This window comes from Jatrophihabitans sp., from assembly GCF_051960575.1.
Lineage (GTDB): Bacteria > Actinomycetota > Actinomycetes > Mycobacteriales > Jatrophihabitantaceae > JBQCEE01.
In genome coordinates this window covers 13,400-28,017 of sequence record NZ_JBQCEE010000149.1, presented here as the reverse complement: position 1 = coordinate 28,017, position 14,618 = coordinate 13,400, and the positions used below count along the sequence as shown (strand labels likewise).

The following is a 14,618-nucleotide window of genomic DNA, read 5'->3' as shown; positions in this document are numbered from 1 at the left end:
GCGGCGGTTCCGCAACTCGCCTCGCGCCTCGGTCGCCTGCACCCCTTCGGCATGCAGCGCCCGGCTGCTCGACACCAGCCCTGGTCCGGATCGGTCACGTGACATGCGCGCAGGCTCGCCGAAACCGTCGCCGTCGGGCGGCCGATGACCCGCAGCCTGTGGACAGCCGCCGATTGTGGACGCCGCGCCTGAGTCTTCCGATCGTGTGCATGGCGCGCGTGCCCCTGCGCGCTTCCTGCACACGATCAGGTTGGGCGGCTCGATCTTGTGCACGGCATGCGTGGCCCTGCGCGCGCCATGCACACGATCTCGGACGCGTCCGGCCCAAGATCGCGGACGTAGGGCGATCGACCCCTCGGCGCGAACGGGACGCATCGCTAGGGTCGGACGCGTGACGACTCCTGACGCCGCGGCACGGATCGCCGCCGGCTACGCGACGACCGGTCCGGCCCTCGAACTCGGCAGCGTGGTGCTGGGCGGGCAGGCCCATCCCGACGCGCTGGTGTGCATCCCGCTGGCGATGGTGAACCGCCACGGGCTCATCGCCGGCGCCACCGGCACCGGCAAGACCAAGACGTTGCAGGAACTCACCGAGCAGCTCAGCGCGGCCGGCGTCCCCGTGGTCGTCGCCGACATCAAGGGCGACCTGTCCGGCCTGGCCGCGCCCGGCACCGCGAGCGACCGCACCACCCAGCGGGCCAAGGACACCGGCGACACAGGCTGGGCCCCGAAGGCCTATCCGGTCGAGTTCACTGTCATCGGCGGTGCCGTGCCCGGGCAGACCGCGACCGGCGTGCCCCTGCGCGCGACGATGACCAGCTTCGGCCCGACGCTGCTGAGCAAGGTGCTCGATCTCAACGAGACGCAGGAGTCGAGCCTCAACCTGATCTTCCACTTCGCCGACTCGGCCGGGTTGAGCCTGCTCGACCTCAAGGACCTCCGCGCGGTGATCACGTACCTCACCAGCGACGAGGGCAAGGGCGACCTCGCGCAGCTCGGCGGCCTGTCCGCGGCCACGGCTGGCGTGATCCTGCGTGACCTGATCGGCCTGGAGGACGCCGGCGGCGACCTGTTCTTCGGCGAGCCCGAGTTCGAGACGTCCGACCTGCTGCGCACGACGCCGGACGGCAGGGGCATGATCACCGCCGTCGAGTTAGCCGGCCTGCAGGACAAGCCGGCGCTGTTCAGCACCTTCCTGATGTGGCTGCTCGCCGACCTGTTCCACGAGCTGCCCGAGGTCGGCGACCTCGACAAGCCGAAGCTCGTCTTCTTCTTCGACGAGGCGCACCTGCTCTTCGCGGACGCGAGCAAGGCGTTCCTGCAGGCGGTGACGCAGACGGTGCGGCTGATCCGCTCGAAGGGCGTCGGCATCTTCTTCGTGACCCAGAACCCGCAGGACGTGCCGGACGAGGTGCTCGGGCAGCTCGGCAACCGCGTCCAACACGCGTTGAGGGCCTTCACCGCCGACGACGCCGCGGCGCTGAAGAAGGCGGTGCGCACCTACCCGAAGACCGACGACTACGACCTCGAGATCGACCTGCAGCACCTGGGCATCGGCGAGGCGATCATCACCGTGCTCTCCGAGACGGGCGCGCCGACCCCCGTCGCGTGGACGCGGCTGCGCGCCCCGCGCTCGCTCATGGCGCAGCTCGACCCGGCGACGCAGCAGCCGATGGTGCAGTCGTCACCGTTGCAGGCCAAGTACGGACAGAGCATCGACCGCGAGTCGGCCTACGAGAAGCTCAACGCCAAGCTGCAGCAGGCGCCGGCGCCGGACGCGCCCGCTGCGCCGACGCAGCAGCCCGATGCCGCGCCGGCTCCGGCGCCGAAGCCGAAGGCGAAGAAGGACGAGGAGGGCGGCGTCGAGCGCATGCTGAAGAGCCCGGCGTTCCGCTCGTTCGCCCGCTCGGCCGGCTCGGCGCTCGGTCGCGAGATCACCCGGAGCCTGTTCGGCACCCGCCGCCGCTGAGGCCCCGCCACGACTTTGTGCATGGCGCGCGGCATCTGCCGTGCGTCGTGCACAAGATCGTGAGCGGCGACCCGCCTCGCGACCTACGGGTGCAGCGGCAACGAGTGGCCCGCGGCGACCGCCGCGGCGCGCTGCGCGATGAGCTGGGCGCGCCGCTCGTCGGACGCGCTCGATACGCGAGCCACGACGACGATCGCGGCGACGGCTGCGAGGACCCACACGACCTCCGCGCCCATGACGACCGCGTTCTGCGCCCGCGCGCTGTCGAGCGTCGTCGGGTCGCCGGTCGCCGCCAGTCGGTCACCGATCTGGGCCAGCAGCAGCAGACCCCACCAGACCTGGACGGGCCGGCGTGCCTTGCGATGCCGGGGCTGTGCGCCGAGCCCCACGACCGCGCCGTTGTAGGCGTCCGTCGTCATCTGGTACGGCCGGACGAGATTGAGGAATGGCACGAACCAGCCGCCGATGGCCCAGCCGCTGCCGTGCGTGATGACGCCGGGATTCTGGCTCGCCGCCGCGCGGTGCGCGACGTAGAGCCAGCTGATGAAGACCGCCGCGGTCGCCAGGTGCGCCACGAGCGCCACGTGGTCGGCTCGATTCGCGGCGGCCACGGCGTCGGTGATCATCGATGTTGTGAGCGAACCGGTCTCGGCGCGATCGAGCAGGTCTCTCTGCCCGAGCAACAGGTGCATGCTCCAGACGGCGACGCCGAGATCGACCAGCAGCATCGCGATGGTCACGGCCCCCAGGGCCAGCAGCCGCGACCCCGGCCAGACGGCCGGGCCGCCGCCGTATCCACCCGGGCCAAGTGCTGTGGTTGGTGCAGCGGTGCGCGCGAGTGGCGGCGACGAGGGCCTGGACACCGGGTACGTGGGCGGCTCGGGGTACGACGGGTGGACGGGCTCGTCGTCGCAGGGGTTCGTCACGCCGCACAGCGTGGCGCACGAGTCCGACTTCTGCCATTCGTGCCGATCATGTCCGGCGCTCTGACACGACCGCCTACGCAGGCACCGGGCGCAGCGACGACGCCACCGTCGTCGGCACAAGGTCGTAGCCCGCGAACTCGCGGGTGAACCGGCCCGTGCCGGCGGTGAGCGAGCGCAGCGTGATCGCGTAGCGGGTCAGCTCGGCGTCGGGCACCTCGGCGTGCACGACCGTGCGCTCCATGCCCGTGGGGGCCGAGGCGTCGGGTTCCGAGCCGGTGACCTTGGCCCGCCGGCCGGACAGGTCGGACATGACCGCCCCGACGTAGGCGTCCGGCACGGTGATGTCGACACGGGCGTGCGGCTCGAGCAACGCCGGCGCGCCCGACGTGGCCGCGTCCTTCACCGCCAGCCCACCCGCGGTCTGGAAGGCGGCGTCGGACGAGTCGACGCTGTGCGCCTTGCCGTCGACGAGGGTCACCAGCACGTCGGTGACCGGGATGTGCGCCTGGTCGAGTCCCGCCGCGAGCTGCGCGCGCACGCCCTTCTCGACCGAGCCGATGAACTGCGACGGCACGGCACCGCCGACGACCTTCTCGGCGAACTGCACGCCCGACCCCCGCGGCAGCGGCGTGACGATCACGTCGCAGACCGCGAACTGCCCGTGCCCGCCCGACTGCTTGACCAGCCGCCCGTGCCCGCGTGCCTCGACGGTGAACGTCTCCATGACCGCGGTGCGCAGTGGCACCGTCTCGACGTGCGCACCGGTCGCGCGCAGCCGCTCGAGCACGACGTCGGCGTGCGCCTCGCCGAGGCACCACAGCACGAGCTGGCCGGTGTCGGCGTGCCGCTCGACCCGCACCGTCGGGTCGCCGGCCGTGAGCCGCGCCAACGCCTTGGCCAGCGCGTCCTCGTCCGCCCGCGTCGCGGCCTGGACGGCGATCGGCAGCAGCGGCTCGGGCATCTCCCACGGCTCGATCAGCAGCGGCTGCGCCTTGGCCGAGATCGTGTCGCCGGTCTCGGCGCTGCCGAGCCGCGAGATCGCGCAGATGTCGCCGGCGATCACCCGATCGACCGGACGCAGCGTGGCGCCCAGCGGCGAGTGCACCTGCCCGACCCGCTCGTCGACATCGTGGTCGGGGTGCCCGCGCGAGGCGCCGCCGTGACCCGACACGTGGATCGCCGTCTCCGGCGTCAACGTGCCCGAGAACAGCCGCAGCACCGAGAGACGTCCGAGGTAGGGGTCGACGGTCGTGCGCACCACCTCGGCCACCAGCGGGCCGGACGCGTCGCAGCTGAGCGCCGGCGCCGGCGCGCCGTCGAGTCCGGTCACCGCCGGCGGGGACATCTCGGCGGGGGAGGGGAAGCCGCCCGCCAGCACCTCGAGCAGTTCGGCCAGTCCGAGCCCGGTCGTCGCGCACACCGGCAGCACCGGGAAGAACGTGCCGCGCTCGACCGCCGTCTCGAGGTCGTCGATGAGGACGTCGAGCCCGATCTCCTCGCCGCCGAGGTAGCGCTCGAGCAGGGTCTCGTCCTCGCTGTTGTTGATGATCGCCTCGATGAGGGCGGCGCGCGCCGGGACGAGGTCGACGTCGTCGGGCAGCGGCGCCTCCTGCGCCGGCCACCCGTCCGAGTAGTCGTAGTGGACGCGGGTGAGCAGCCCGACCAGCCCGGTCGGGGCCTGTTCGGCGCCGCCGCCGACGGGCAGGTACAGCGGCAGCGCGTCCTGCCCGTCCTCGCCGCCGAACAGCTGCTGGCAGGTGGCGACGGTGCCCTCGTAGTCGGCGCGCGGGGCGTCCAGCTTCGTGATGACGACGGCGCGCGGGGTGCCGAGCCGCGCGCACTCCTCCCACAGCGACACCGTGATCGGGTCGATGTCGTCGGCGGCCGACACCACGAACAGCGCCGCGTCGGCGGCCCGCAGCCCCGCGCGCAGCTCGCCGGTGAAGTCGGGGTACCCCGGGGTGTCGAGCAGGTTGACCACGACGTTGTCCCAGGGCACCGGGCACACCGACAGCCCGACCGAGCGTTGCTGCGCGACCTCGACCGGGTCGTGGTCGTTCACCGTCGTGCCCTCGGCCACCGATCCCGCGCGGGGGATCACGCCGGTCGCCGCCAGCAGTGCCTCGACGAGGGTGGTCTTGCCCGCACCCGAGTGCCCGACCAGGGCCGCGTTGCGGATCTTCTCCGGACGGTCGGCCGGCACGAACGCCGCCGCGGTCCCTTTGCTGGTCGTCCTGGACTGCGTCGGCTTCTTCGACATACGGGTGTCCCCCCGAGTTGGAAGAGGTTTCAGGCATTCGACACCCGCACCGGTCAGGTGGACAAGGCTTGACAAACGGTCGATCCCGGGGCGGCCCGGAGCGCACCCGGTATCCTCGAGCCCCCGGACGGAAACGGAATCAACGCCGCGTGCTGAACATCCTCGGTCGTGACGCGATCTCGCGAGCCCTCACCCCGGTGGGCACCTCGCTGGCCCGCAAGGGCGTGAGCCCGAACGCCATCACCGTCACGGGCACCATCGGCGTCGTCCTGTTCGCGGCGATCTTCTACCCGAAGGGCCCGCACTGGTTCTTCCTCGGTTCGCTGCTGATCACCCTGTGCGTGCTGATGGACATGCTCGACGGTGCGGTCGCCCGCGCGAGCGGCCGGCCGACGAAGTTCGGCGGCGTGCTCGACTCGTCCTGCGACCGGGTCGCCGACGCCGCCATCTTCGGCGCGCTGGCCTGGTACTACGGCCTGCGGCACGACCGCTGGATGCTGCTCGCCGCCCTGCTCTGCCTGGTGCTCGGCGCGCTCACGTCCTACATCCGCGCCCGCGCCGAGGGCGCCGGGCTCACCGCCACCGTCGGCATCGCCGAACGGGCCGAGCGGCTGATCGTCGTGCTCGTCGGCGCGGGCTTCACCGGCCTGTTCGGCCCGAAGGCGATCCTCGCCGTCGCGCTCTGGCTGCTCGTCGCGGCGTCCACGATCACGGTGTGGCAGCGTTTCGCGACGGTGTACCAGCAGTCGCGGGCGCTCGACCGCGCACCGGTCGGCTGATGTTCGAGCGCGCCCGCGGTCGCGCCGTCGACCTCGGCTACGCCGCCGGATGGGGCGCCATCAAGTCCGTGCCGCGCCCGCTGAGCGAACGCTGGTTCCAGGCGGGGGCGGACGCCGCGACGGTGCGCAACGGGCCGGGCGCCCAGCAGCTGCGGAAGAACCTGCGCCGCGTGCTCGGGCCGGACGTCTCCGAACTGCTCATGGACGCCTACGTCGGCGACGCGTTGCGCTCGTACTCGCGCTACTGGCTCGAGACCTTCCGCCTGCCGAAGATGGATCTGCGCGAGGTCGCCGCGAAGGCCGGCACCACGACCGTCGGTACCGAGCACCTGGACGCAGCACTCGAGCGCGGGCGCGGTACGGTGCTCGCCCTGCCGCACTCGGGCAACTGGGACGTCGCCGGCGTGTGGCTCGTCCAGCGGCACGGGCCGTTCACGACCGTCGCCGAGCGGCTCAAGCCCGAGTCGCTGTTCCGGCGGTTCGTCGAGTACCGCGAGAGCCTCGGCTTCGAGATCATCGCGCTCACCGGTGGGGAGCGCCCGCCGCTCGACGTGCTCGCCGACCGGCTGCGGGCCAACAAGGTCGTCTGCCTGCTCGCCGACCGCGACCTCTCGCGGCACGGTGTCGAGGTCGACTTCTTCGGTGAGCCCACGCGCATGCCGCCCGGCCCCGCGCTGCTCGCCGCCCGCACCGGCGCGGCGCTGCTGCCGGTGCACGTCTGGTACACCCGTGACGGCTGGGGCCAGACGATCGCGCCGCCGCTCGACCTGCCGGACACCGGGCTCGGCGAGCAGGTGCGGCTGGCCACCCAGCAGCTCGCCGACTTCTTCGCCCGTGAGATCAAGGCGCACCCGGTCGACTGGCACATGCTGCAGAAGCTCTGGCTGGCCGACCTCTCACCCCGCGCGGCCGCCCGGGTCGCCGCCGCACGTCCGCGGGCCTGACGTGCGCATCGGCATCGTCTGCCCCTACTCGTGGGACATCCCCGGCGGCGTCCAGGCGCACGTGCGCGACCTCGCCGAGAAGCTGCTCGCCCTCGGCCACGCCGTGTCGGTGCTCGCCCCCGGCGACACCTCCGACGCCGACGACGACCCGACGCTGCCGCCCTACGTGGTCGTCGCCGGCAAGGCCGTGCCGATCCCGTACAACGGGTCGGTCGCCCGGCTGCAGTTCGGCATGGTGTCGGCCGCCCGGGTGCGGCGCTGGCTCAAGGACGGCGAGTTCGACGTCGTGCACGTGCACGAACCGGCACCGCCGAGCCTGTCGCTGCTGACCTGCATGATCCACGACGGGCCGCTGGTCGCGACCTTCCACGCGGCCACCGTGCGGTCGCGCTTCCTGTCGATGTTCGACACGGTGCTGCAGCCGTTCCTCGAGAAGCTGAGCGGACGCATCGCCGTCTCGCCGGCCGCGCGCAAGGTGCTCGTGGAACATCTCGGTGGTGATGCGGTCGTCATCCCGAACGGTGTCGCCGTCGAGCACTACCGGCAGGCCGTGCCGCTCGCCGGCTACCCGCGCGAGGGCGGCACGATCGGCTTCATCGGCCGCTACGACGAGCCGCGCAAGGGTATGGAGATCCTGGTCGCCGCGCTCGAGCGGCTCGTGCCCGAGCGTCCCGGCCTGCGGCTGGTCGTGGCCGGCCGTGGCGAGGCCGAGGCCTTCCGTGACCAGCTGTCTCCGGCCCTCTCCGCCCGTGTCGATCTGCTCGGACAGGTGAGCGAGGCCGACAAGGCCGGGCTGCTGCGCAGCATCGACGTCTACTGCGCGCCCAACACCGGGCAGGAGAGCTTCGGCATCATCCTGCTCGAGGCGATGGCCGCCGGCACCGCGATCGTCGCGAGCGACATCGACGCGTTCCGGCGCGTGCTCGGCGGCGGGACCGCGGGGCAGCTGTTCACCACCGGCGACCCCGACGCGCTGGCCGGCGCGTTGCGCACGGTGCTCGACGACGCCGACCTGCGCGCCCGGCTCGTCGCAGCCGGCCGCGCCGCCGTCGCCCCGTACGACTGGGACGTGATCGTCACGCAGATCCTGCGGGTGTACGAACTGGCGATTGCCGGAGCCGGGATCGTCGCCTGACGCTTCGGCGCTTACGGTGCTCGGATGCCCACCGTCGTCTGGCTCGTGCTCGCCGTGCTGGTGGCCGTGCTCCTGACGTCGTGGGTCACCTTCACCATCACCCGGCTCGACCGCCTGCACGCCCGGGTCGACGCGGCGCAGGCCGCGCTCGACGCCCAACTGGTGCGCCGTGACGCCGCGCTGCTGCACGTCGCCGAGACACCGACCGGCGGGCTGCCGCCGGCCGAGCGGACGCGGCTCGCCGAGCTGGCGGGCTCGGCGCTGGCTGCCCGCGACGTCGACGGACTCGGCCGCGAGGGCGTCGAGAACCAGGTCGGCCGCGCCCTGCTCGACCTCCTCGAGGCCGACGGCCCCACGTTGGCGGCCGACGCCGACGCGGAACTGCGGGAGGCTGCCGCCCGGGTGCAGATCGCGCGCCGCTTCTACAACGACGCGGTGCGCGACACGCGGTCGCTACGCGGGCGCCGGCTGCCGCGGCTGCTTAGGCTTGCGGGACGCCGCGACCTTCCCGACTTCTTCGACATCGACGACAGCGTGCCGGCCGCTCCACGGAGGAACCACCCTTGATCTCGTCCCCCCGCCGCCGGTTGCCCGTGACCGTCGCCACCACGCTCACCGGCGCCGCCCTGGCGCTGACCGCCTGCGGCGGCGGTGGTGGCAAGTCGGCGCCGTCGTCGTCGGTACCGTCGTCGGCGCCCAGCTCGGCGTCCTCGTCCAGCAGCGCGCCGGCACCGGCGCCCGGTCCCGCGACCAACCCGTTCACCGGGATCGGTGGCGTGCCGAAGCACCGGGTCGTGGTGGTCAAGGTCGACGACAGCGTCAACGGCCGACCGCAGGTCAACATCGACAAGGCCGACATCGTCTACATCGAGGCGGTCGAGGGCGGGCTGACCCGCCTCGCGGCGGTCTTCGCCACCACCGTGCCGAACCAGGTCGGCTACGTCCGCAGCACGCGGCCGAGCGATCCCGAGCTGCTGCTGCAGTTCGGCAAGATCACCGAGGCCTACTCCGGTGGCGCCCACGACTCGCTGCCGCTGCTGAACCGGTCGGGCATCCAGAGCTGGAGCAACGACGCCGGACGGGCCTACTACTCGCGACAGCCGCACGACAACGACCACGGCTACGTGAACCTCGTCCTGGACGTCGCGCAGGTCTCCGCGCACATCAAGACGCCCTACGCGCAGAACATCGGCTGGACCTTCAGCCCGTCGATCGCCGGCTTCCGCACCTCCACGGGCACCGACGTCCGGACGGTCGTCACCGGCTCGTACAGCAACGGCACGGCGGTCGAGTTCCGCTACGACCCGAAGCTCAAGAAGTACGTCCGCTACATCGACGGCCAGCGCCAGTACACCGCCGCCGGCGTCCCGGTCGCGACGACGAACCTCATCGTGCAGTCCTGCCGCGTGGTGTCGCACCCGCAGGACACCGACATCGCCGGCAACCCGTCGCAGTACACCTTCACCGTCGGGTCGGGGCCGGTCTCCATCTTCCGCGGCGGGAAGCGCATCGACGGCACGTGGTCGCGCCCCGGACCGAAGAAGGGCACCACCTTCACCGTGAACGGCAAGCGCATCCCGCTCGCGCCCGGCAACAGCTGGGTCGTCCTCATCCGCAAGGGTGTCGCCGTCAGCGGCTGAGCCCGCGCACAGCTTCACCCTCGCGCGGCGGATGCAGGGTGCGGCCGTCCGTAGACTGTGGGCATGTCCGAACAGCAGGTTGAGGTCGGCACCGCCCGCGTGAAGCGCGGCATGGCCGAGATGCTCAAGGGCGGCGTCATCATGGACGTCGTCGACGCCGAGCAGGCGAAGATCGCCGAGGACGCCGGGGCCGTCGCGGTCATGGCCCTCGAGCGCGTGCCCGCCGACATCCGCGCGCAGGGCGGGGTCGCGCGCATGAGCGACCCCGACATGATCGACGGCATCATCAATGCCGTCTCGATCCCCGTCATGGCCAAGGCGCGCATCGGCCACTTCGTCGAGGCGCAGGTGCTGCAGTCGCTCGGCGTCGACTACATCGACGAGTCCGAGGTGCTGACCCCGGCCGACTACGCGCACCACATCGACAAGTGGCAGTTCACCGTGCCGTTCGTCTGCGGCGCCACCAATCTCGGTGAGGCGCTGCGGCGCATCACCGAGGGCGCGGCGATGATCCGCTCGAAGGGCGAGGCCGGCACCGGTGACGTCTCGAACGCCACCACGCACATGCGCACCATCCGTGCCGAGATCCGCCGCCTGCAGAACCTCTCGCCCGACGAGCTCTTCGTCGCCGCCAAGGAGCTGCAGGCGCCCTTCGAGCTCGTCCGCGAGGTCGCCGAGCTCGGCAAGCTCCCCGTCGTGCTGTTCACCGCCGGCGGCATCGCCACCCCCGCCGACGCCGCGATGATGATGCAACTCGGCGCCGAGGGCGTCTTCGTCGGTTCCGGCATCTTCAAGTCCGGCAACCCGGCGCAGCGCGCGTCGGCGATCGTGCAGGCCACGACGTTCCACGACGACCCCGACGTCATCGCCAAGGTCTCGCGCGGCCTCGGCGAGGCGATGGTCGGCATCAACGTCGACGACATCCCGCAGCCGCACCGCCTGGCCGAGCGCGGCTGGTAGGCGGATCCGCCGCATCCGGATCTTGTGCAGGACGCGCGTACGATGCTGCGCGTCCTGCACACGATCGGCGCGGTGATGTCGACCTTGTGCACGGCGCGCGCACGATGCCGCGCGTCCTGCACACGATCGGCGGGACGAGAGGGAGCAGCGTGACGACTGTGCCGCCCACGGTGGGCGTGCTGGCTCTGCAGGGTGACGTGCGCGAGCACGCGCGCATGCTCACCGACGTCGGCGTCCGCGCGGTGCCGGTGCGGCGTGAGCGCGAGCTCGGCGAGGTCGACGGGCTGGTGCTGCCGGGCGGCGAGTCGACGACGATCGTGCGGCTGGCCCGCATCTTCGACCTGCTCGAGCCGCTGCGGGCGTTCATCAAGGAGGGCCGGCCGGTGTACGGCTCGTGTGCCGGCATGATCCTGCTGGCCGACCGGGTCGACGACGGCGGCGACCCGCTCGAGGCGACGTTCGGCGGCATCGACATGACCGTGCGGCGCAATGCCTTCGGCCGCCAGGTCGACTCGTTCGAGGAGGACGTCGAGGTCGACGGCATCGAGGGCGGCCCGGTGCGGTCGGTGTTCATCCGGGCGCCGTGGGTGCAGGAGGTCGGGCCGGGGGCCGAGCCGCTCGGGCGGGTGAGCACCGGCGCGTCCGTAGGTAGGATCGTCGCCGTCCGTCAGGGCAACCTGCTCGCCACGTCGTTCCACCCGGAACTGACCGGCGACGGGCGGGTGCATGCGTACTTCTGCGAGATGGTGAGGCATTCCCGATGAGCGGCCATTCCAAATGGGCGACGACCAAGCACAAGAAGGCCGTCATCGACGCCAAGCGGGGCAAGCTCTTCGCGAAGCTGATCAAGAACATCGAGGTCGCGGCCCGTACCGGCGGCGGTGACCCCGACGGCAACCCGACGCTGTACGACGCCATCCAGAAGGCCCGCAAGAACTCGGTGCCGATCGACAACATCGACCGCGCGGTGAAGCGCGGGTCGGGTGCCGAGGCCGGCGGGGCCGACTGGCAGACGATCATGTACGAGGGCTACGGCCCGAACGGCGTGGCGCTGCTGATCGAGTGCCTCACCGACAACCGCAACCGCGCGGCCACCGACGTGCGCACCGCGATGACGCGGAACGGCGGCTCGATGGCCGACCCGGGCTCGGTCGCCTACCTGTTCAGCCGCAAGGGCGTCGTGATCGTGCCGAAGAACGGACGCACCGAGGACGACGTCCTCGCCGCCGTGCTCGACGCGGGCGCCGAGGAGGTCAACGACCTCGGCGACTCGTTCGAGGTCATCTCCGAGGCCACCGACCTGGTGTCGGTGCGCACCGCGCTGCAGGACGCCGGGATCGACTACGACTCGGCGGACAGCTCGTTCCTGCCGTCGGTGCAGGTGCCGCTCGACGAGGAGGGCGCCCGCAAGGTGCTGCGCCTGGTGGACGCGCTCGAGGACTCGGACGACGTGCAGAACGTCTACGCCAACTTCGACGTGCCGGACGACGTGCTCGAGGCCGTTGAGGCGGGCTGACCCGCCTGCCGACGTTATGCCCGGCGGCGTGGCCGTCGATGCGGAGGTCGACGACGCTGCGCCGACGCAGCCACAGGTCGACGTCCTGCGGCTGCTGACCCTGGTCGAGCTCCGCCGCGGGCTGCGCCTGGTGTGGCGGCTCGCCTTCGCCGGCGTCATCGTCTGGGCCGCGGCGACCTTCCTGCTCGAGGAGGTCGTCCTCGACCGCACGACCTCGTTCTTCTGGCAGCTGGACGCGGTGATCGGGCCCGTCTTCGTCGTGCTGCTGTCGATCATGGCCGGCGCGCTGGTCGCGCAGGTGGCGGTGCGCTTCGGCCGCGCGGGACGGGTCGCCGCCGCGCTCGTGCCGGCGTTCGCCCGCGGCGGTGAGCCGGTGGTGCGCGGCGAGCAGCATCTGCACGGGCTGCTGCCGCTGCTGCGGCGCAAGGCCCTGTTGTCGTCCGGTGGCCTGTTCGCGGTCGTCGTGCTGCTCGGCTGCACCGCCGCGGCCGGGTGGAACGTGGTGCCGGCCTACCGGGGCAACCACGGCCGTGGCGGTCCGGTGGTCACGATCGGCGACGACGCCACCGTGACGGGGTACGAGGTCAGCTCACGCGGCCACCGCAACTACTACCTCGACACCCCGTACGGACGGACGCTGGCCGAGGACCACCACCCCCGCACCGGTCAGCGCTGGACGGTCTTCGAGCACGACACCGGCAACAACGTCGCCTATCTCGTCGGCGGCCATGACTACGTCCTCATCGCGGTCGTGACGGTCATGCTCGCCGTGATCACCCTCGGCGCCGCCGGCTACCTGACCATCGGCGCCGGGGCGGAACGGCGTCGCCGGCGGGCGGCCGGGGCGCCGTCGCTCGCCGGCGCCCTCGCGGCGTTCGGCCAGGGGCGGCACGCGACGCTGCAGGTCGGCCGGGCACCGGCGGTGCGCCTCGGCTTCCGGCCGCTCGAACCCGGCGCGGCCGAGCGGATCGTGCGTCGGCGGCGTCTGCGCGGGCTGACCGCGGCCGGGCTGGCGGCGGCGGTCGCCGTCGTCGCCGGCGCGCTCTGGCAGGGCGGTGCGTTCGAGTCGCCGCCCACCGAGCGCGCGGTGCACCTGCCGTGGCTCGCGGGCAGCGGATGGAGTGACGGCACGGCGTTCTACACCGTCGACACGAACGCGCGCGAGGTGCTGCACGCCTACCTCGACCCGGCCGCACCGGGCGGGACGGCGCCGATCACCGGGCAGTGGTGGTTCGACACGACCTTCGGGCCGGCCGGCACCGACGCCGACGTCCAGGTCGCCCTCACCGACCCGGTGAGCCCGGCGGCGGTGCGCCGCAGCACGCTCGCCGAACTGCAGACCTTCGCCCGCATCGACCACGCCGGCACGACGCCGCTCGCCGGCCTCGCCGCCGGCTGCGAGGGGCTGCTCGAGAAGGGCACGGACGAGACGTCGACGCACGTCGTCTGCTCCGACGGCCGCCGGACGCTGCTCATCGAGGCATCGACCTACGGCCGGGCGGACGACCCGACACCGGCGGCGCTCTCGGCGGCCGTCGCCCGGCTCACGACGGCCATCGCCGGCCGGGGGCTCGCCGGCGTCGTGCACGACACCGCCCAGCCCTGACCCCTGGACGCGTCAGAGCGGGTTGGCGACCCACCACCGGAAGAACTGGCGTCCGAAGTAGGCGAGGGACTGCGTGTAGTCGTTGCCGCCGAAGAGCTGGTAGACCCAGTTCACCAGCTCGAAGAAGCGGGCGTTCACGTCCTGGATCGTCAGCAGCACGATGACGCCGAGCAGGCCCCACGGCTTGATCTTCTCCGCGGCCCGCCGGGTCTCCGGCGCGACGAAGGGCTCGATGATGCCCCACCCGTCGAGGCCGGGCACCGGCAGCAGGTTCAGCACCGCCGCGGTGATCTGCAGGAACCCGAGGAAGGCCAGCGCCGTCCAGAACCGCGGGTGCGGGCCGGCGTCGGCGCTGTTCGCGACCGCGATGAGCACGACGCCCAGCACCAGGTTGACGGCCGGTCCGACCGCCGAGGCGAGCGCCCGCGACGCCTTCGACCGGAACATGTGCGGGTGCAGGTAGACGGCGCCGCCGGGCAGGCCGATGCCGCCGGTCGCGATGAACAGCAGCGGCAGGAACAGCGACAGCACCGGGTGCGCGTACTTGAACGGGTTGAGCGACAGGTAGCCCGCCGACTCGACGCTGCGGTCGCCGGCGCGGTGCGCGGCGTAGGCGTGCGCGAACTCGTGGAAGCAGACCGAAACGACCCAGCCGGCGAGCACGAAGACGAAGACGCCGAGGTCGCCGAGCCGCGAGCCCTGCCCGGTCTCGAACCAGGCGACGAGGCCGCCGACGACGGTGACCGCGAGGACGATCAGGAACAGCGGGCTCGGGCGGACGACGGTGCGGCGCCGGCCGCCGGCGTTCCAGTCGTAGACGGACACCGGGTCACCCTACGGGCGGTTCCGGTGGGTGCCGGCCGTGCGCGGGCGGCGCGTCGCT

At 72.3% G+C, this 14,618-nt stretch carries 13 protein-coding genes; 10 read left to right on the top strand and 3 right to left on the bottom strand.

Annotated elements, in window-relative coordinates; all coding sequences use genetic code 11:
• Nucleotides 1-391 precede the first annotated feature (391 nt).
• A complete protein-coding gene (locus ACTHMS_RS08540; protein ID WP_440306235.1) occupies nt 392-1,969 on the top strand; it encodes a helicase HerA-like domain-containing protein in 1,578 nt (525 codons plus the stop codon).
• An 83-nt stretch (nt 1,970-2,052) separates the two neighbouring features.
• Here ACTHMS_RS08540 and ACTHMS_RS08535 read toward each other — a convergent pair whose 3' ends face one another.
• Together ACTHMS_RS08535 and ACTHMS_RS08530 are read right to left on the bottom strand one after the other, a co-directional pair.
• Nucleotides 2,053-2,895, bottom strand: a complete 843-nt coding sequence (locus ACTHMS_RS08535; protein WP_440306234.1) for a DUF4328 domain-containing protein — start codon at nt 2,893-2,895, stop codon at nt 2,053-2,055.
• 73 nt (nt 2,896-2,968) lie between these two features.
• Complete coding sequence (locus ACTHMS_RS08530; RefSeq protein ID WP_440306233.1) at nt 2,969-5,155, bottom strand: elongation factor G-like protein EF-G2; 2,187 nt, start codon at nt 5,153-5,155, stop codon at nt 2,969-2,971.
• Nucleotides 5,156-5,304: 149 nt separating this feature from the next.
• On the opposite strand from ACTHMS_RS08530, the gene pgsA reads away from it, so the two are divergent.
• The 9 genes from pgsA (at nt 5,305) to ACTHMS_RS08485 (ending at nt 13,735) form a co-directional block, all read left to right on the top strand.
• The gene (gene pgsA, locus ACTHMS_RS08525; RefSeq protein ID WP_440306232.1) at nt 5,305-5,934 is read left to right on the top strand and encodes a phosphatidylinositol phosphate synthase; all 630 of its coding nucleotides are present in this window, start codon (nt 5,305-5,307) and stop codon (nt 5,932-5,934) included.
• Nucleotides 5,934-6,878 (top strand): phosphatidylinositol mannoside acyltransferase, encoded by a 945-nt coding sequence (locus ACTHMS_RS08520; protein WP_440306231.1) that lies wholly within the window; start codon nt 5,934-5,936, stop codon nt 6,876-6,878. The genes pgsA and ACTHMS_RS08520 overlap by 1 nt, the downstream gene beginning before the upstream one ends.
• Before the next feature lies 1 nt (nt 6,879).
• Complete coding sequence (locus ACTHMS_RS08515; RefSeq protein ID WP_440306230.1) at nt 6,880-8,013, top strand: glycosyltransferase family 4 protein; 1,134 nt, start codon at nt 6,880-6,882, stop codon at nt 8,011-8,013.
• A gap of 24 nt (nt 8,014-8,037) precedes the next feature.
• A complete protein-coding gene (locus tag ACTHMS_RS08510; protein WP_440306229.1) occupies nt 8,038-8,580 on the top strand; it encodes a hypothetical protein in 543 nt (180 codons plus the stop codon).
• A complete protein-coding gene (locus ACTHMS_RS08505; RefSeq protein ID WP_440306228.1) occupies nt 8,577-9,653 on the top strand; it encodes a DUF3048 domain-containing protein in 1,077 nt (358 codons plus the stop codon). The genes ACTHMS_RS08510 and ACTHMS_RS08505 overlap by 4 nt, the downstream gene beginning before the upstream one ends.
• 63 nt (nt 9,654-9,716) lie before the next feature.
• The gene (gene pdxS / locus ACTHMS_RS08500) at nt 9,717-10,613 is read left to right on the top strand and encodes a pyridoxal 5'-phosphate synthase lyase subunit PdxS (protein WP_440306227.1); all 897 of its coding nucleotides are present in this window, start codon (nt 9,717-9,719) and stop codon (nt 10,611-10,613) included.
• Between the two features lie 104 nt (nt 10,614-10,717).
• Nucleotides 10,718-11,377, top strand: a complete 660-nt coding sequence (gene pdxT, locus ACTHMS_RS08495) for a pyridoxal 5'-phosphate synthase glutaminase subunit PdxT (RefSeq protein ID WP_440306226.1) — start codon at nt 10,718-10,720, stop codon at nt 11,375-11,377.
• Nucleotides 11,374-12,129, top strand: a complete 756-nt coding sequence (locus ACTHMS_RS08490; protein ID WP_440306225.1) for a YebC/PmpR family DNA-binding transcriptional regulator — start codon at nt 11,374-11,376, stop codon at nt 12,127-12,129. The genes pdxT and ACTHMS_RS08490 overlap by 4 nt, the downstream gene beginning before the upstream one ends.
• A 28-nt stretch (nt 12,130-12,157) precedes the next feature.
• Nucleotides 12,158-13,735 (top strand): hypothetical protein, encoded by a 1,578-nt coding sequence (locus ACTHMS_RS08485; RefSeq protein ID WP_440306224.1) that lies wholly within the window; start codon nt 12,158-12,160, stop codon nt 13,733-13,735.
• A 12-nt stretch (nt 13,736-13,747) separates the two neighbouring features.
• On the opposite strand, the gene ACTHMS_RS08480 is transcribed toward ACTHMS_RS08485, so the two are convergent.
• A complete protein-coding gene (locus tag ACTHMS_RS08480; protein WP_440306223.1) occupies nt 13,748-14,560 on the bottom strand; it encodes a site-2 protease family protein in 813 nt (270 codons plus the stop codon).
• Between the last annotated feature and the right edge of the window lie 58 nt (nt 14,561-14,618).